16 protein-coding genes are annotated in these 17976 nt (G+C 70.5%); 7 read left to right on the forward strand and 9 right to left on the reverse strand.

Features of this window, described 5'->3' with window-relative positions:
- The 5 genes from FJ091_04530 to FJ091_04550 form a co-directional block, all read left to right on the forward strand.
- Nucleotides 1-322, forward strand: a 322-nt coding sequence (locus tag FJ091_04530; GenBank protein ID MBM4382616.1) for a TolC family protein, incomplete at its 5' end; no start/stop codon positions are given.
- Nucleotides 319-1779 (forward strand): efflux RND transporter periplasmic adaptor subunit, encoded by a 1461-nt coding sequence (locus FJ091_04535; GenBank protein ID MBM4382617.1) that lies wholly within the window; start codon nt 319-321, stop codon nt 1777-1779. The genes FJ091_04530 and FJ091_04535, both read left to right, overlap by 4 nt.
- Entirely contained in the window at nt 1773-4907 is a 3135-nt protein-coding gene (locus FJ091_04540) for an efflux RND transporter permease subunit (protein MBM4382618.1), read from the forward strand. Before FJ091_04535 ends, FJ091_04540 begins: the two co-directional genes overlap by 7 nt.
- 22 nt (nt 4908-4929) lie before the next feature.
- Entirely contained in the window at nt 4930-5226 is a 297-nt protein-coding gene (locus FJ091_04545) for a copper-binding protein (protein ID MBM4382619.1), read from the forward strand.
- A 96-nt stretch (nt 5227-5322) separates the two neighbouring features.
- Entirely contained in the window at nt 5323-5880 is a 558-nt protein-coding gene (locus tag FJ091_04550; protein ID MBM4382620.1) for a CHRD domain-containing protein, read from the forward strand.
- A gap of 111 nt (nt 5881-5991) precedes the next feature.
- Here the strand turns inward: FJ091_04550 and FJ091_04555 are convergent, their stop codons facing one another.
- The 3 genes from FJ091_04555 to FJ091_04565 are packed head-to-tail and all read right to left on the reverse strand — an operon-like array spanning nt 5992 to nt 7396.
- The gene (locus FJ091_04555; protein ID MBM4382621.1) at nt 5992-6546 is read right to left on the reverse strand and encodes a methyltransferase domain-containing protein; all 555 of its coding nucleotides are present in this window, start codon (nt 6544-6546) and stop codon (nt 5992-5994) included.
- A gap of 43 nt (nt 6547-6589) precedes the next feature.
- The gene (locus FJ091_04560) at nt 6590-6748 is read right to left on the reverse strand and encodes a diguanylate cyclase (protein ID MBM4382622.1); all 159 of its coding nucleotides are present in this window, start codon (nt 6746-6748) and stop codon (nt 6590-6592) included.
- A gap of 3 nt (nt 6749-6751) precedes the next feature.
- On the reverse strand, nt 6752-7396 hold the full coding sequence (locus FJ091_04565) for a diguanylate cyclase (protein MBM4382623.1): 645 nt from the start codon (nt 7394-7396) through the stop codon (nt 6752-6754).
- A 167-nt stretch (nt 7397-7563) separates the two neighbouring features.
- Between FJ091_04565 and FJ091_04570 the strand changes: the two genes are divergently transcribed.
- Together FJ091_04570 and FJ091_04575 are read left to right on the forward strand one after the other, a co-directional pair.
- Nucleotides 7564-8862: a cation:proton antiporter gene (locus tag FJ091_04570; protein MBM4382624.1), complete on the forward strand. Its 1299-nt coding sequence runs from the start codon at nt 7564-7566 to the stop codon at nt 8860-8862.
- A 10-nt stretch (nt 8863-8872) separates the two neighbouring features.
- Nucleotides 8873-9334: a hypothetical protein gene (locus FJ091_04575; protein ID MBM4382625.1), complete on the forward strand. Its 462-nt coding sequence runs from the start codon at nt 8873-8875 to the stop codon at nt 9332-9334.
- A 253-nt stretch (nt 9335-9587) separates the two neighbouring features.
- Here FJ091_04575 and FJ091_04580 read toward each other — a convergent pair whose 3' ends face one another.
- From FJ091_04580 to FJ091_04605, 6 genes are all read right to left on the reverse strand, one after another.
- Nucleotides 9588-10961: a tryptophan 7-halogenase gene (locus tag FJ091_04580; protein MBM4382626.1), complete on the reverse strand. Its 1374-nt coding sequence runs from the start codon at nt 10959-10961 to the stop codon at nt 9588-9590.
- 146 nt (nt 10962-11107) lie between these two features.
- Complete coding sequence (locus tag FJ091_04585; protein ID MBM4382627.1) at nt 11108-13348, reverse strand: biotin/lipoyl-binding protein; 2241 nt, start codon at nt 13346-13348, stop codon at nt 11108-11110.
- Entirely contained in the window at nt 13305-14909 is a 1605-nt protein-coding gene (locus FJ091_04590) for a methylcrotonoyl-CoA carboxylase (protein MBM4382628.1), read from the reverse strand. The genes FJ091_04585 and FJ091_04590 overlap by 44 nt, the downstream gene beginning before the upstream one ends.
- A gap of 54 nt (nt 14910-14963) precedes the next feature.
- Nucleotides 14964-16025 (reverse strand): PQQ-dependent sugar dehydrogenase, encoded by a 1062-nt coding sequence (locus FJ091_04595; protein MBM4382629.1) that lies wholly within the window; start codon nt 16023-16025, stop codon nt 14964-14966.
- A 221-nt stretch (nt 16026-16246) separates the two neighbouring features.
- A complete protein-coding gene (locus FJ091_04600; protein MBM4382630.1) occupies nt 16247-16672 on the reverse strand; it encodes a hypothetical protein in 426 nt (141 codons plus the stop codon).
- An 8-nt stretch (nt 16673-16680) separates the two neighbouring features.
- Complete coding sequence (locus FJ091_04605; GenBank protein MBM4382631.1) at nt 16681-17955, reverse strand: aromatic ring-hydroxylating dioxygenase subunit alpha; 1275 nt, start codon at nt 17953-17955, stop codon at nt 16681-16683.
- Nucleotides 17956-17976 lie beyond the last annotated feature (21 nt).

The following is a 17976-nucleotide window of genomic DNA, read 5'->3' on the forward strand; positions in this document are numbered from 1 at the left end:
GCGCGAAGCGGCGGAGCTCGAGCTCGCGCGCGCGCACAGCGAGGCCTCGCTCGCGGTCGCGATCGCGCGCGAGCGCCTCGCCGAGGCGGAGCACGGCCTCACGATCGTGCGCGAGCAGATCCTCCCCGCGGCGCGCGATCAGTTCGACGCCGCGAGCGCGGCGCTGGCCGCGGGCCGCGGCGAGTTCGGCGACGCGATCGAAGCCGAGCGCGCGTGGTACGAGGCAGAGCTCGAAGCCGCGGAAGCGCTCGTCGCGCTGAGCCGCAGCGCGGCAGAGCTGAATCGCGCGCTCGGGAAGAGCGGCGCGGAGGACGTGCAATGAGCAGGACCCTAATCACTCTCGCCTGCGCGGCCGCGCTTTGCGCCTGCGCACCGGAGGCTTCCGAGCCCGCGCGAGTGCGCAGCGGCGCGCTCGCGCTCGAGGCGCGCGTCACCCCTGCGGCGCTGCGCGTGGGCGAGAACCAGCTCGAAGTCACGCTGCGCGATGCGAGCGGTGCGCCGGTGAGCGGCGCGCACGTCGAGGCGGACGTGCGCATGCACGCGATGGGCGCGATGCCGGAGATGGGCGGCCCCGAGCGAGTGAGCGATCTCGGCGAGGGGCGCTACCGCGCCGACTTCGGCCTCGAGATGGGCGGGACCTGGCAGGTGGAGATCACCGCACACGCGCCCGGCGGCGAGACGCTGCAGGCGGAGGGCTCCCTCACGGTCGGCAGCCCCGGCCTCCGCCTCGCAGCCGCGGGCGCGAGCGCTGCCGCGTCCCCCACGACTCTTGCGTCCGGCGAATCGCCCGGTGCGTTCTCGTTCCCCGCGGAGCGTCTCCAGCAGATCGGTGTGCGCACGGTTCGCGCCGAAGTGAAGCCGCTCGCGCGCACGCTGCGCGCCACGGCGCGCGTCACGTTCGACGAGAGCGCGCTCGCGGACGTGTCGCCCAAGGTCTCGGGGTGGGCGGAGAGCGTCGCGGTCACGGCAGTGGGCGAGCCGGTCGCGCGCGGCGAGACGCTGCTCACGCTCTACAGCCCCGACCTCTACGCCGCGCAGCGCGAGTACCAGCAGGCGCTCGCGAGCCGCGCGCGGGCCGAGGGCGCGGTGCGCGCCGAGCGCTCGGACGCGCTCGTGCGCGCGGCCGAGCGGCGCCTCGCACAGCTTGGGATCGCGCGCGCGGACGTCGAAGCGATCGCGCAGCGCACGGAGCCGCTGCAGGCCCTGCCCATCCGCGCGCCGGCGAGCGGCTTCGTGCTCGAGAAGAACGTCGTGGCCGGCGGCGCCGTGAGCGCGGGCGAGCGCCTTTACCGCATCGCGCCGAGCGAGCGCGTCTGGCTCGAGGCCGCGATTCCGGAGAGCGATCTCGCGCTCGTGCGCGAAGGCACGCGTGTTCGCATCGCGCTCGCCGGCGACACCAGCGCCGAGCCACGCGCGGGGCGGGTCGCGCGCGTGCTCCCGCAGCTCACGGCGGAGTCGCGCACCGGCGCCGCGCGCATCGCGCTCGCTGCGCCCGCACCGCTGCGGCCCGACGCCTGGGCGAGCGTCGAGATCGACGTCGCGGCGAGCGACGGCCTCGCGGTGCCGAGCAGCGCGGTGCTGCGCGCGGGCGAGCGCAGCTTCGTGTTCGTCGCGAAGGGTGGCGGACGCTTCGAGCCGCGCGCGGTGACACTCGGCTTCGAGACTGCCGACGCGATCGAGATTCGCAGCGGCCTCGCAAGCGGCGAGGAAGTCGTGAGCGAGGGCACCTACCTCGTCGCGTCCGAGAGCCGGCTGCGCGCGGCGCTGGAGACGTGGTGAGCGCGCCGAACGACGGTCTCATCGCGCGCCTGATCGGCGCGTGTGCGCGGCAGCCCGCAGTGACGATCGTGCTCGCGGCAGTCGCTGCGCTGATCGGCGTCGTCAGCGTGGCGCGCACGCCGCTCGACGCGATTCCGGACCTCTCGGACGTGCAGGTGATCGTCACGACGGACTGGCCGGGCCGCAGCCCCGACCTCGTCGAGGATCAGCTCACGTACCCGATCTCGAGCGCGCTCCTCTCGGTTCCGCGCGCGCGCGCGGTGCGCGGGCAGAGCTTCTTCGGCGCGTCGTTCGTGTACGTCATCTTCGAGGACGGCACCGATCTCTACTGGGCGCGCACGCGCGTGCTCGAGCGGCTTTCGGGCATCGGCGCGGCACTGCCCGAAGGCGTGCGCCCGTTGTTGGGGCCGGACGCGACCGGCGTGGGCTGGGTCTACTCCTACGCGCTGATCGACCGCAGCGGCAGCCGAGATCTCGCCGAGTTGCGCGCGCTGCAGGACTTCCGCGTGCGCTACGCGCTCGCGAGCGTGCCGGGCGTGGCCGAGGTCGCCTCGCTCGGCGGCGTGGCGAAGCAGATCGAGGTTCAGCTCGATCCTGCGCGGCTGCGCGCGTTCGGGGTGATGGCCGAAGAGGTGCTCGCCGCGGTGCGCGCGGGCAGCGCCGATGCGGGCGCCGGCAGCATCGAGGCCGCGGGGCATGAAATCCTCGTGCGGACGCGGGGTTACGCGCGCACTCCTGAAGATTTCGGGCAGCTCGCGATTCGCGCGGGCGAGCGCGGCATCCCGGTGCGCGTCGCCGACGTGGCGCGCGTGGTGTGGACGCCTGCGGCGCGCCGCGGCATCGCGGAGCTCGACGGCATGGGCGAGGTGGCGGGCGGCATCGTCGTGATGCGCAGCGGCGAGAACGCGCGCGCGGTGATTCAGCGCGTGAAGGAGCGACTCGCCGCGCTGCGCACGAGCTTGCCCGCGGGCGTCGAGGTCGTGCCGACCTACGACCGCTCGGAGCTGATCGAAGGCGCGGTGGCGACGCTGCGGCGCACGCTGCTCGAGGAGATGGCGATCGTCTCGCTCGTCATCTTCGTCTTCCTCTGGCATGCGCGCAGCGCGCTCGTCCCGATCGTCACGATCCCGATCGGCGTCGCGCTCGCCTTCGTGCCCATGCTCGCGCAAGGCATCACCGCGAACTTGATGTCGCTCGGCGGCATCGCCGTCGCGATCGGCGCGATGGTCGACGCAGCGATCATCGGCGTGGAGAACGTGCACCGCCGGCTCAGCGCGTGGGAGCGTACGGGCGAGGTCGAGCCGCGCGCGACCGTAATCACTCGCGCGCTCCAGGAAGTCGGCCCGAGCCTGTTCTTCGCGCTGCTCGTGATCACCGTGTCGTTCCTGCCGATCTTCGCGCTCGAGGGCGAAGCCGGGCGCTTGTTCAAGCCGCTCGCGTTCACGAAGACCTACGCGATGGCGTGCGCGGCGATCCTCTCGGTGACGCTCGCGCCCGCGCTGGCGGTGCTCGCGATCCGCGGGCGCATCCCGCACGAGGAGGAGCTGCCCGCGCAGCAGCGCCCCGCGGGCGCGTATGCGCGCGTGGTGCGCTTCGTCGTGCGCCGGCGCGCCACGGTGATCGTGGGTGCGCTGCTGCTCATGCTCGCGACGCTGCCCGCATTCCTCGCGCTCGGCCGCGAGTTCATGCCGCCGCTCGACGAGGGCACCCTGCTCTACATGCCCACCGGCACGCCCGGCATGTCTGCGACCGACGCCGCGCGCGTGCTTCAGCAGATGGACCGCGAGCTGAAGGCGTTCCCGGAAGTCGCGAGCGTGTTCGGCAAGGCCGGTCGCGCTGAGACGGCGACCGATCCCGCGCCGCTCGAGATGTTCGAGACGGTCGTTCAGCTGAAGCCCCGGGCGCAGTGGCGCGAGGGCATGACGACGACGCAGCTGATGCGCGAGATGGAGGAGAAGCTCCGCTACCCGGGCATGCCGAACCTGTTCTGGCAGCCGATCCAGACGCGCACGGAGATGCTCGCGACCGGCCTGCGCAGCGAGGTAGGGCTCAAGGTGTTCGGACCCGATGCGGAGGCGATCGAGCGCGCGAGCGTCGCCATCGAGCGCGCACTCGCCGCAGTGCCCGGCACCCGCAGCGCCGTCGCGGAGCGCCTCACCGGCGGCCTCTACCTCGATCTCGCGTGGAAGCGCGAGGCGCTCGCGCGCCACGGGCTCAGCATCGCCGCCGCGAACGAGGCCGCGGAGCTCGCGATCGGCGGCATGCCCGCGGGCCAAGTGCTCGATGGCCGCGCGCGCTACGCGGTCTCGGTGCGCTATGCGCGCGACTTCCGCGAAGACCCCGCGGCCCTCGCGCGCGTGCTCGTGGCGACTCCGCGCGGCGCGCAGATTCCGCTCGGCGAGCTTGCCGACGTGCGCTTCGCGCGCGGCTCGGCGTTCGTGCGCAGCGAGGGCGGCGAGCTGCTCGGCACGATCACGCTCGGCGTCGCGGGGCAGGCGGTCGTCGACTATGTCGAGACCGCACAGCGGGCGATTGCCGGCGTGCAGCTGCCGCCCGGCGTGCGCATCGAGTGGGCGGGCAAGTACCAAGCGTGGGAAACGACGCGCGACCGGCTGCTGCTCGTCGTGCCGTTCACGCTGTTCCTCGTCGCGCTGCTGCTCTTTTGGAACACGGGCTCGGTCGTCGAGACCGGAATCGTTCTGCTCGCGGTGCCGTTCTCGCTGATCGGCGCCGTGTGGTTGTTATGGGCGCTCGACTACCACCTCTCGACGGCGGTCTGGGTCGGCGTGATCGCGCTGCTCGGCCTCGATGCGCAGACCGGCGTCGTGATGCTGCTCTATCTCACCCTCGCGCATGCCGAGCGCAGCGCGCGCGGCGAGATGCGCAGCGAGCACGACCTCGAGGAAGCGATCGTCGAAGGGGCCGCGCGGCGCCTGCGGCCGAAGCTGATGACCGTCGCGGCGATGACCGCGGGCCTGTTGCCGTTGCTCTGGAGCGACGGCGTCGGCGCGGACGTGATGAAGCGCGTCGCTGCGCCGATGGTGGGCGGTCTCGCGAGCTCGTTCGCGCTCGAGCTGCTCGTCTATCCCGCGCTGTTCGCGGCGTGGAAGCGGCGCGCGATCGATTAGGCTCGCGCGCGGAGGAACCGACATGCGCATCACGACACTCGCGCTCGCCCTCGCGGGCGCGCTGCTCGCAGCGTGCGTGGGCGGCGCAGCGAACGAAGGCGACGGCACGGGCGTCGTGCGCGCGATCGCCCCGGATGGAGCGAGGGTCACGCTCGAGCACGGGGACATCCCCGGGCTGATGCAGGCCATGACCATGGACTTCGCCGTGGCGCAGCCGGCGCAGCTCGCGGGCGTCGAAGTGGGCGAGACTGTCGAGTTTCACCTCGTGTACGATGGCGGCGCCTACACGATCACGGAGCTACGCGAAGTCGCGCCCTGACGGAGCCTTGGGCGGGGCGCTGCGTCCCAAATGCGAGCCCTTGCGCGTGCCACTTCCGCCCCCGAGCCCCCACTCCCTTCGTGGAGGGCTCCGCCCATGCGCCACCTCGCACTCGCCCTGCTCGCGACGCTCGGCCTCACTTCATCCGCCGGAGCCGCGACGGTCACGTACAACCTGACGTTCGGCCCCGAAGCGATGGGTGCCACCGGAACGGGCAGCGGCACGGCCGTCTACGACGACGTCGCGCGCACGCTCGCGATCAACGTGACGTGGAGTGGCCTCTCGGCCAACACGAGCGTGGCCCACCTGCACTGCTGCACGGCAGCCGCCGGCACCGGAACCGCGGGAATTGCGGGCGATCCGGGCTCCGCCTTCCCGGGAGGGGTCCAATCAGGGACGTTCTCGATCACCTTCGACCTTACGAACCCTGCGACCTATGGCGCGACGTTCCTCGCCAACAGCGGCGGCACCCCTGCCGGCGCTGAAGCGGCCCTCAAGGCCGGCATGGACGCGGGCAAGGCCTACTTCAACATCCACACCACCGCCTTCCCTGGTGGGGAGATCCGCGCCTTCACGGCGGTGCCCGAGCCCGTGCTCGCGGGCCTGCTCGGCGCCGCGGGACTCGCGCTCTTGGGATGTCGCCGGCGCGCCTAGCCGGCCTCAGCCCCGCGCAGTCGCCGCGTAGAACGAGACGCTCCCGAACGGGGTGAGCGCGCGTCCGCGTTCCTCCGCGTCCGCGAAGCCCGCCTCGCGCATCAGCTCCGGTCAGCGCCCGCCCCAGTTGTCGGCGAGGCGGTCCGCGCCGTCGAACCAGCCGACCACGCGCGAGATCGCTTTCATCGGGAGCGCGTCCTGGGGCCAGAAGTCGAGCACGTGCAGCTCGCCGCCGGGGCGAAGGCAGCGCCGCATCGCTGCGAGTGCGCTGCGCCGCTGGTCGTGCGTGAGGTGATGGAGCATCAGGCTCGTGAGGACGCGATCGAAGCTGGCCGGCTCGAACACCGGCGAATCGTTCGCGAGGCCGTGCACGAGCGTCACGTCGACACCCGCCCGCGCGAGCTTCCGCCGCGCGATCGCGAGCACCGCCGGGTCGCCGTCGAGCCCCGTGACGCGCGCGCCCGGCACGAGCTGCTTCGCGAGCAGCGCGAGCGTGCCGGTGCCGCAGCCGACATCGAGCACGTCGTGGCCCGCGGCGATGCGCGCCTGCTCGATCAGCCGCGTCTTGAGCTTGCGCTCGCGCAACGAGAGGGCGATGAGCGGATCGTAGAAACGGGTGAGCGCGTCGAAGCCGAGAGCGGGGACGTAGTGATCGGGGCGAGCCACAGGAGTTCTCCAGCGCGCAGCTGGAGGTGTACGCGAAGAGTGCTCAGGAAGCGACGCGATTGCGTCCCGCCGCCTTCGCCGCGTAGAGCGCGATGTCGGCGGCATTGAGGAACGCGGGTGGCGTCCCGATATCGGGCGACCAGAACGCCACCCCGATCGAGAGCGTCACCGGGACCGTCTTGCCGTCGAGCTCGAAGCGCATGTGCTAGACCTGGCCGCGCAGCCGCTCCGCGAAGATCTCCGCACCTGGTTTCGTGCTGTCGGTGAGCACCACGGCGAACTCGTCCCCGCCGAAGCGCGCGAGGCAGTCGGTGCGACGCGTCGAGCGCGCGATCAGCGCTGCGACCTCGCGCAGCACGTAGTCGCCGAACACGTGGCCGGCCTCGTCGTTGATGTGTTTGAACTCGTCCACGTCGACGAGCAGCAGGGCGAGCCCGCCCTCGCCACGGTTCTCGCGAGCCACCTCGCGCTCGAGCACGTCCATCAGGAAGCGCCGGTTCTTCACCTGCGTGAGCGCGTCCTCCGTGAGCATGCGGTAAACGGCCTCGTGGTACTCGGCCTCCGCGTCGCCGTGGGTGAGCAGCTTGAAGCTGGCGTCTCCGGTGTGCAGCACCGCGCCGTTCGCGAGCGCCGACGTGACGCCATGCGAGACACGCTCCCCGTGCACCCAAGTCCCATTCTTCGACCCGCAGTCGCGCACGCGCACCGTGCCGCGCTCGACGTGCAGCGTGCAGTGCTGGCGCGAGACGCCGTCCGTGGCCACGACGATGTCGCATTGCGAGCTGCGCCCGAGCGTTTGCGATCCCTCGCACAGCGCGATTCGCCGGCCGAGCTGGGGGCCCCGGATCATCACGAGACAAGGCGCGGGGTCGCTCGAGCGAGCTTCCACCACGAAAGTGCGCGTATGGTCGCCTCGGTCGTCCGCCATTCGCTCTTCATCGGCCTCGCGCACGCCAACTTCAATGCTTCGAGCCAAATAGCCGATACCCTGCGCGCTCTTCATTGGAATCGCCGCGCATGAATCCGAGCCCGGTGGGCGCATCGGCTGAACAGCTCGTGCTGCACCTCCTCCTGCAACTGATCGTGATTCTCGTGGCGACGCGCTTGGTCGCGATGGGCGCACGCCGACTCGGGCAAACCGACGTGTCGGGCGAAATCCTCGCCGGCCTCCTGCTCGGGCCGAGCCTGCTCGGCGACATCGCGCCGGACGCCCTGGCGTGGCTCTTCCCTCCGCTCACTGCGCCCGTCTTCACCGGCCTCTCGCAGCTCGGCCTCGTGCTGCTGATGTTCCAGATCGGGCTCGAGTTCGAGTTCGGTGACGTGCTGCGCACCCAGCGCAGACAGGTCGTCACGATCTCCGTGGTTGGAATCGCCGTGCCGTTCGCGCTCGGCTACGCGACGGCCGACTTCTTCTACGCGCGGATGCCCGAGATCGCGAAGCCCGACCCGTTCGGCTTCCGGCTGTTCTTCGCCGTCGCGATGTCGATCACCGCGATCCCGATCCTCGGCCGCATCTTCATGGAGCTCGGCCTCAGCCACACGCGCCTCGCCGCGCTCACGATCAGCGCAGCGGCCGTGGATGACGTGTGCGGCTGGCTGCTGCTCGGCGTGATCTCGCTGCTGGTCGTCGGGCAGTTCGACGCGAGCTGGATCGGGCTGCGTCTCGCCGGCCTCGTCGCGTACGTCGCGGCGGTGATGTTCTTGGCGCGCCCGCTGCTGAAACGCTTCATCGCGGGGAGCCTCGCCAAGCATGGCGGGCTCGGGCCGAACCTGATCACGGTCATCCTCGTCGCTCTGTTCATCTCCGCGGCGATCACGAGCTCACTGCACGTGTTCGCGATCATCGGCGGCTTCGTGGTCGGCGTGGCGCTGCACGACGACCGCCGCTTCGTGGCGGAGTGGAAGCGCCGCCTGTCGCCGCTCGTGAACGTGCTGCTGCTCCCGATGTTCTTCACGTACACCGGCCTGCGCACCGACGTGGGCTCGCTCGGGAACGCGCACGAGTGGCTCCTGTGCGCGGGGGTCATCGGCATCGCGTTCCTCGGCAAGCTCGGCGGCGTGTTCGTGGGCGCGCGCGCGATGGGGCTCGGGGCGCGGGATTCGCTCGCGATCGCGACGTGCATGAACACGCGCGCGCTGATGGAGTTGGTCGCCCTGAACATCGGGCTCGATCTCGGCGTGCTGCCGCCGTCGATGTTCACGAAGCTCGTGGTGATGGCGATCGTGAGCACGTTCATCGCGACGCCGCTGATCCGCCGGCTCACGCGCGGCGAGGCGCGGCCCGTGTCGGTGACTGGCGAGAGCGTCGCGGCCTGACGAGATGCTGGTGGACCCGCGAGCGCTCTTCTCGGGGACTTGGCGCGGCGCGGGCGAGCTGATCCCGCACGGGCTCGCGCGGCTGGTGCTGAAACGTGAGGCGGTCGCGATCACGGGTACGGGCGAGTGGCTGAGCGGCGCGATCTGGATCGTGCGCGAGCGCTTCGAGATGGGCAGCGGCTGGAGCTTCGAGCGGCGCATGTTCATGGAGCTCGTCGCTCCGGATCGCGTGCGCGCAACCGCCGACGACATCCCGCTCGGCGCGAACGTCACGCTGACGAGCGCTGGGTTCCGCTTCGAGCGCTTTCGGAGCTGGCTCGTCTACCGGGGCGTGCGATTCCGGATGAGTTGCGAGAGCGAGGCACGGCTCGACCCTTCTGGTGCACTCGTTGGGGAAGTGCGGCTGTTCTTCCTGTGGGTGCCTGCGGCGACGATGCGGCTGTCGATTCGAGTCGAGCCTTCATCTCGCTAGGTCGCTGGTGTTTGGGAGGCGCGCGCCGGTGTGGCGCGCCCGCCTGCGGCTCCTGGCGGCCCGCGGCTGCGGCCGCCATCTGTCCGTCCTCGCCGCGGGCCGCCACTCCGCCGCAGGCGGACAGGCTGGGTCCCCCGAGTTCAGGGCTTGGGAGGAGAGCGAAATTCTGGCGGCATCGAGCCGCCAGAATTTCGCTTTCGGAGTCGGACGCGCGTCGAGGACTCGCGCGGGGTCGTGCGTTGCTTGTTGCTTGTTAGGCCGGAGTTTGCTGGGCGAGTTGTTGGTAGCGGTCGGGTTTGAAGTGCTTGTTGCGTTTGCCCGTGAGGTTGGCGAGGCCGATCAGGGCGCGGGCGTAGGTGCGGACGAAGGCGTCGATCAGCTTGTGGAAGCCGCGCAGGGCGTAGAGCTCGGGGATGGTGCGCGGGCAGTAACGGGTGTGGAAGTGGTTGAGGTTGAAGTTGAAGAAGAGGATCGAGACGACGTTGATGAAGAGCGGGTAGTGATCGCGCAGCTTGTGGCCGTACCACAGCACGTCGATCAGCGAGTCGATCGTGTGGATGTGGGCGCTGACTTTGCCTTGGAAGATGCGGCGCCACTTCGGATCGAGCTCGGACGCGTTCGCCTTGAGGCTGCGTTCGAGAATGTCGGTGGCGAGGAAGCCGGTTCGCAGCGCGGTGGTGAAGCCGCTCGACAGAATGCCGTCGACGACGACGAAGGCTTCGCCGACCGCGATCCAGTTCGGGCCGCTCGAGCCCTGCCCCGTGCCGCACTGGAAGACGCACGTCCACATCGGCGTCTCGGGAGTGATCAAGGGAACGAGCCACGCGAGATCGTCGTGTTTGCGCACCTGGTGCAGCAGCACTTCCTGCAGCGTCTTGTAGTGGCGCCGCAGCTTCACGAAGTCGCTCTCGGCGACGACGATGCCGATGTCGGTCACGTCGTCGGAGACGTTGATGTCCCACATCCACGCCGCGGTGCCGAGCGTGTCGTCCGTTCGGATGCGCGTGCCCATGCCGTCGTAGCGGTGATTGAAGCGCGCCCGCACCACCACTTTGCGCGGGCCGATCGGGTCGAAGCCGATGCCGAACTTCTTGCGGAACATCGCGGCGGCGCCGGTCGCATCGACGTAGAACTTGCCGCGCAGCACGCGCCCGTCCTCGAGCCTCACGCCGGCGACGCGCTCGCCCTCGGCCGCCACTGCGCTGACTTTGCCGAGAATGATCTCAGCGCCCGCCTTCCGCGCGTTCTCCATCAAGTCGATGTCGATCAGCTCGCGGTTCGCGTGGAGCGTGGGCGCGCCGCGTCCCACGAGCGTCATCAGGGCCTTGAAGATGGGATGAAAGCCGAGCTCGGCCTCGACGCCCGGCTGCGCCGACGAGGTGCACACCGCGCCCGCCTTCGAGGTGGCCTTGCCTTGCGGCACCCACTGGTCGACGGGGAGCCCGAGGCGCTTCAAGTAGACGGGCGCTTCCCAATCGAGCGACTCGCCCAGGCGGAACTCCGGCGGCGGCTTCTTCTCCACGAGCACGCAGCGGTAGCCGCGCTCCGAGAGCCGCGCGGCGAGCGCCATGCCGCCCACGCCGCCGCCGGCGATCACCACGTCGTAGTCGTTGCGTTCGAGCTGCACGTCGAGCCTCCGCGAGAGGCTTGGCACTGTAGCTACGGCAGCGGCGGGTTCATCGCGAAGCCCCAGCCGTCGTCGATCACGAGAACGGCCGGTGGCTCGAGACCGGCGCGCCCCACGCCCGAGAAGATTTCGTGACGGGTCTTGGGTCAGGCGGCGGTCTTGTCTGCTTCGAGCTCGATTAGGGTCGCGCCCTCGGGCACGCGTTCACCGGCCTGATACTTCACGGTCTTCACCACGCCGTCGTGGGGCGCGCGGATCGCGTGCTCCATCTTCATCGCCTCGACCACCACGAGCGTGTCGCCCGCCTTCACGCGATCGCCCGGCTTCACCGCGACGCGAATCACGACGCCCGGCAGCGGCGTCGCGAGCGAGCCCGCGGCGTGCTGGCCGGCCGTGCTCACCTCGCGCGGATCGTCCACCACGAACGTCGCGCTCTCGGCGCCGCGCCACACCGTGATGCGCCCATGCGAGACGAGCGCGTCGACGGCATCGCGCGCATCGAACGGAGAGAGCCGCAGCAGCTCGCCGTCGCGCGCCGACACGGCAACGTCGACGCGCGCATCCGCGCAGCTCGCGGCGATCTCGCGCGGCGAGAGCGGCATCGCGCTCACGGCGAACGCGTCCTTGCCGCGCTTCAGGTGGAAGCTCACGCGCGCGGGCAGGTTCACGCGGAAGCCATCCGCCGCATCCCAGGGCGAGGCGCGCTCGCTGCGCGGCGCGTGCGAAGCGAGCAGCGCGGCGCCCGCGAAGGCGGCCTGCTCCGCTGCGCTCGGGCCGTCCGCAAGCGCGGCGCCGTGATCGGCAACGAACGCGGTCGTCACCTCGCCCGCGCGAAACGCGGCGTGCGCGACCGCGCGCGCGAGCCACGCGGCGTTCGTCGCGATGCCTGCGATGCGCACGCCCGCAAGGCCGCGGCCGAGCTGCGCGAGCGCCTCGGCGCGCGTCGCGCCAGAGCCAACGACCTTCCCCAACAACGAGTCGTAGTGCGTGGGCACGACGTCGCCGCTCTCGAAGCCCGCGTCCACGCGAATGCCCGCCTCGTTCGCGGGCCACTGCGCGAGGCGCAGCGCACCCGCGCTCGGCACGAAGCCCTTCGCGGGATCCTCGGCGCACACGCGCGCCTCGATCGCGTGGCCGCGCACGTGAATCTCACGCTGCGCGAGCGGCAGCGGCTCGCCAGCCGCGACGCGCAGCTGCCACTCCACGAGATCGAGGCCCGTGACGAGCTCGGTCACGGGGTGCTCCACTTGGAGCCGCGTGTTCATCTCCATGAAGAAGAACTCGCGCTCCGCGTACAGGAACTCGACCGTGCCGGCGCCGCGATAGCCGATCTCACTCGCCACGGTGCACGCCGCCGCGTGCAGCCGCGCCCGCACGTCCGCGGGAATGCCGGGCGCCTGCGCCTCCTCCAGCAGCTTCTGGTGGCGGCGCTGCACGGAGCAGTCGCGGTCGTGGAGATGGACCACGCGGCCATGCGCGTCCGCGAACACCTGCACCTCGACGTGCCGCGGCGCCGGCAGGTAGCGCTCCAACAACAAGTGCGCGTCGCCGAACGAGCGCGCCGCCATGCGCTGCGCGCTCTCGAGCGCGGCGCGCAGCTCGCTCGCTGCGCGCACGATCTGCATGCCCTTCCCGCCGCCACCGCCGCTCGGTTTCACGATCAGCGGGAAACCCATCTCCTCCGCTTCGCTCGCGAGGCGCTCCAGCGATTGATCGTCGCCGTGATACCCGGGCAGCACGGGCACGCCGGCTCTCGCCATGCGCGCCTTCGCCGCCGCCTTCGAGCCCATCGCCGCGATCGCGCTGGCCGGCGGCCCCACGAACGCGAGGCCCGCCTTCTCCACCGCGGCCGCGAACTCCGCGTTCTCCGAGAGAAAGCCGTAACCGGGGTGAATCGCGTCGCAGCCCGCGCGCTGCGCGATCGCCACGATCTTCGCGACGTCGAGATAGCTCTGCGCGGGCGGCGGCGGCCCTAACAGGTACGCCTCGTCCGCCGCGCGCACGTGCGCCGCGTTCGCATCCGCCTCCGAGTACACGGCAACGACCCGCACGCCGAGGCGCTTCGCCGTGCGGGCGATGCGGCACGCGATCTCTGCGCGATTGGCGATGAGGAGCTTCTGAATCACGGGCGGCCTCGAACTTGCGCGCCTGGAAGCGAAGCGACGTCGCAAAGTGGCGACAGGACCTTGGCGACGAAACGCGGGCTGGGTGCGTGCCGCAAGCCGCGAGCGCCCATGCAGGCGGGTGCTCGATGCGTAACGCGGCGCGCAGCGAGCCGTAGTCCGCGGAGGCGAGCGAAGCACAAGGAAGAAACGAAGTGTGAACGTCTCCGCTGCATCGCACTCACATCCGAAACACGCCGAAGCGAGTTTCCTGCGCAGGCGCATTGCGCGCGGTCGCCAGCGCCAGCCCTAGGACCCGCCTCGTCTCCAGCGGATCGATCACGCCATCGTCCCACAAACGTGCGCTCGCGTAGTACGGATGGCCCTGCGTCTCGTACTGATCGCGCAGCGGCGCTTTGAACTTCTCCTCGTCCTCGGTGCTCCAGGCTTTTCCTTGCGCGGCCAGCGCGTCGCGGCGGATCGTCGCGAGCACGCTCGCGGCCTGCTCGCCGCCCATGACGGAGGTGCGCGCGTTCGGCCACTGGAACAGGAAGCGCGGCGAGTAGGCGCGGCCGCACATCGCGTAGTTGCCGGCGCCGTAGCTGCCGCCGAGCGTGATCGTGAACTTCGGCACGTTCGCGCAGGCCACGGCCATCACCATCTTCGCGCCGTCGCTCGCGATGCCGCCCTCTTCCGCGCGGCGGCCCACCATGAAGCCGGTGATGTTCTGCAGGAACACGAGCGGCGTGCCCTCGCGCGCGCACAGCTCGATGAAGTGCGCGCCCTTCTTGGCGCTCTCGCTGAACAGGATCCCGTTGTTGGCGAGAATGCCGACGGGGTAGCCGCAGACGTGCGCCCAGCCGGTGATGAGGGTCGAGCCGTAGAGCGCCTTGAACTCGTCGAGGATCGATTCGTCGACGATGCGCGCGATCACTTCGCGAATGTCGAAGGGTTTCCGCAGGCTCGCGGGCACGACGCCGTACAGCTCCCGCGCGTCGTAGTGCGGATCGCGCGGCGCGCGCGGCGGTGCGCAGTCCGGCGCCGCGCGCAGGCGCGCCACGATCTGCCGCGCGATGCCGAGCGCGTGCGCATCGTTCTCGGCGTAGTGGTCGGTGACGCCCGACTCGCGGCAGTGCACGTCGGCGCCGCCGAGCGACTCCGCGTCGATCTCTTCGCCGGTCGCCGCCTTCACGAGCGGCGGGCCTCCGAGAAAGACGCGGCCCTGGCCTTTCACGATCACGTTCTCGTCGGCCATCGCGGGCACGTAGGCGCCGCCCGCCGTGGAGGAGCCGTGCACGACGGCGATCTGCGCGACGCCCGCCGCCGAGAGCGTGGCCTGGTTGAAGAAGATGCGGCCGAAGTGCTCGCGATCGGGAAACACCTCGTCCTGCGCTGGCAGAAACGCTCCGCCGCTCTCGACGAGGTAGACGCACGGCAGCCGGTTCTCGCGCGCGATCTCCTGTGCGCGCAGGTGCTTCTTCACCGTCATCGGGAAGTACGTGCCGCCCTTCACGGTGGGATCGTTCACCACGACCACGCACGCGCGGCCCGCGATGCGGCCGACGCCCGTGATGATCGAGGCCCCCGGCGCATCTCCCCCGTACATGCCGTGCGCCGCGAGCTGCGAGAGCTCGAGGAACGGCGCGCCCGCATCGAGTAACAAGTCGAGCCGCTCGCGCGCGCTCAGCTTGCCCGCCTTCGCGTGCTTCGCGACTGCGTCTGCCGGCCCGCCCGCCGCGACGCGCTCCACCTGTGCGCGCAGATCCGCCACGAGCGCGCGCATCGCTGCATCGTTGGCGCGGAAGTCCTCGCTGCGCGGGTCGATCTGCGTCTGGATCAGCGGCATCGCCGGACGGTTCAACTTCCACGCGAGGGCCGCAAGGTGGCTCGCATCAGTGCGTCATGGAGCGAGCTGATAGATCGATGGCGTGCCGCCGTAGTCGAGCACGTAGATCTCGCCGTCACGGCCTTGGCCGAAGCTCGAGGGGCTGAGGCCCGACGGCGCCGCGAGCTCGTCGACGCGCGTCGGGTTCGCCTGAAAGCGATAGACGAACACGCGCCCCGTCGCGAAGTCTCCGTACACGTAGCTGTTCGCCAGCGACGGGAGCGCGCTGCCGCGGTAGACGTATCCGCCCGTGATCGAGCGCGCTTCGCTGCGCGGATGCGCGACCTCCGGCTCTACGAATGGCGGCATGCAGTTCGGGTCCGGGTCGAACGACACGTCGCCCTCGCGGCAGTCCCACCCGTAGTTGCCGCCCTTCACGATGCGATCGATCTCCTCGCGCGCGTCCTGCCCGACGTCGCCGAGCCACAGCTCGCCGGTCTGCAGGTCGAAGCTCATCCGCCATGGGTTGCGCAGCCCGTACGCCCAGATCTCGCCCCGATTGGCGGTCCCCGCGAACGGGTTGTCGAGCGGGATCGCGTACGGCGCGGTGGACACGTCGATGCGCAGGACCTTCCCGAGCAGCGTGGAGAGGTTCTGCCCGTCCTCGGGGTCGGGGTCGCCCGCGCCCCCGCCGTCTCCCGTAGCGACGTAGAGGAAACCGTCCGGGCCGAACGCGAGATCGCCCGCGTTGTGGTTGCTCTGCTCCGAGTCGAAGCGGAGCACGCCTGTGTTGCCCGCAACTGGCGCGAACGTGAGCCCGCCGTCTGCGCTCGCGAAGCGCGCGACGACCGAGTCGCTCCCGCCGCCCGCGCGCTGGTCGGTGTAGGCGAAGAACACCTCGCCATTCGCCGCGAAGCTCGGGCTGAACGCCATCCCTAACAAGCCCTCTTCGCCGCCCGTCGAGAGGTCGAAAAGCGCCTCCACGTCGACCGCGAGCGCGCGCGTCCCGGCCGGGTTCGATGCGCGCAATGTGAACACGCGGCCGCGCTGCTCGACGACGTACCAGCGGTCCGCGTCGCTCGGGTGCTGCACGAGCTTCACCGGCGACGCGAACAGCTCGCCGCCGAATGCCGGCACGAAGCGAACGGTCGCTGGCGGGGGAGGAGGACCCGGGGCTCCTCCGCCGTCACTTCCGCCGCCGCAGGCGACGATCAATGCCGCAGCGCCCGTCAGCCCGAACCATCCGGCACCTCGCGCTCGCATTGGCTGGCTCCCGACTCTCGCGAGAGTCACGGCACTCACGCACTCGGCCAGTGACGAGCCTCACTCCGCAACGGAGTGCTGCGCGATCCGGTCGCTCACTCGCGCGTGATCTGCAGCCGCCCGATCGAGACGCCGAGATCCCAGCCGCGCCCAGTGCCGCCGAGCGCGAGCGACACCTCGCCCTTGGTCAGCACCTGCCCGCCCGCGGACTTGACTACGCCTGCCGCGGCCTCGGCGGCTGCGTATCCGCCGAGAATCTCGTCGACGCGCGCAACGCTCGAGAACGTGCCCCTACCGTCCTCGATCACGGACTTGCCCACCGTGAACCCGGCGCCGCGGATGCGGAGCTTCACCGGGAACGTCTCGCCGTTCGAGCACGTGACGGTGCCCGCGCCGTTCGCACTGCGGAAGCCGAACGACCAGCCGCGCAGCGTGAACTTCATCTCGCACTCGATCTTGGGCTCGGCAGTCGTGGGCGACGCGAGCGCGACCAGCAGCGTGAGGATCGCCAGGTTGCGCATGCCTGCTCCTACCCGCGCCGCATCTCCGCCACGCGCGGATCGTTCGGCCACATCCACTCGGGCCCGATCACCTGCGCGACGCGCAGCTCGGGCGGAATGTTCTCGACCCCGATCAGCTGGTCGACTGCCTGGTTCCAGTGATAGATGCGCGCTTCCTGATAACTCAGCGGCACGCCGCGGAAGCCGTTCGACTCGACCGACTTCTGGATCCACACGCCGAACTCGGTGTCTTCGCGCAGCACCTGGGCAAGCCGCTCGCCGCCGTTCTCCGTCCACTGATCGGGCTTCGGGAGGTCGCCCCACTCCGGCGCGAACGTGAACGTTTCGAACAAGCACTTGTTCATGCCGATCGGCCAGAACAGCAGCGGCGGCAGCACGTACTGACTCAGCGGCGAAACCCAATTCGGGAACACGTTGTACGAGTGCGTGCACGTGCGCGCGATTTCGCCGACCGTCTCGATCTCGCGATACGGGATGCGCGTGCTGCGCTGGAAGTAGGACTTCTCCTCGCCCTGCGGCCGCGGCGCGATCATGCGGCCGTGTCCGCCCGGGTAGAGCGTGTTGACGTTGCGCCGGTCGTCGAGGATCGGCGCGACGGTGGTCGGGTGGATGCTGCTGACGTGGTAGACCTCGGTGTTCGCCTCCATCGCGATCTTCCAGTTGCAGTCGAGCACCCATGCATGGCGCGCGGCGAGGCGGCACTGGTCGAACTGGAACTCGCTCCACTCGTCGGCGATGGGACCGAGCCACTCGCGCAGCGTCGGAGCGCACTCGTCGAAGTTCACCCATACGAGATTCCCGAATCGCTCGCAGCGAACCGGCTTCAGGCCGCGGCACGACAGATCGAGCCCGCGGAAATCCTCAGGGTTCTTCACCGCGAGCAGCTCGCCCTTCGTGCTGTACGTCCAGGCGTGGTAGCGGCAGACGAGGCGCGGGTGCTTGCCGGGCCGCTTGCCGCTTTGCTCGGTGACGATCGGCGCGCCGCGGTGAGAGCACGTGTTGTAGAAGGCGCGAATCTCTCCGTCTTCCCCGTGCACGAGCAGCACCGGCTGCCCCGCGTTCTCCCAGAGGCGGAAGCAACCGGGCTCCGGCAGCTCGTCGACGTGGGCCGCAAACAGCCACGACTTGCGCCAGATGTGCTCCTGCTCGAGCGCGAAGAAGCGCGGATCCGTGTACCGCCCCGCCGGCAGGTCCGGCAGCACGGGGAATCCCTCGGGCGGCGCCTTGCGCGCCGCCTCGTACTCCATCAGCTCGCGCAGCGTGCGGATCTCGTCGGGCGTCATGTGCATCTCGCTCGTTCGGAG

Source organism: Deltaproteobacteria bacterium, from assembly GCA_016875395.1.
Classification (GTDB): domain Bacteria; phylum Myxococcota_A; class UBA9160; order UBA9160; family UBA6930; genus VGRF01.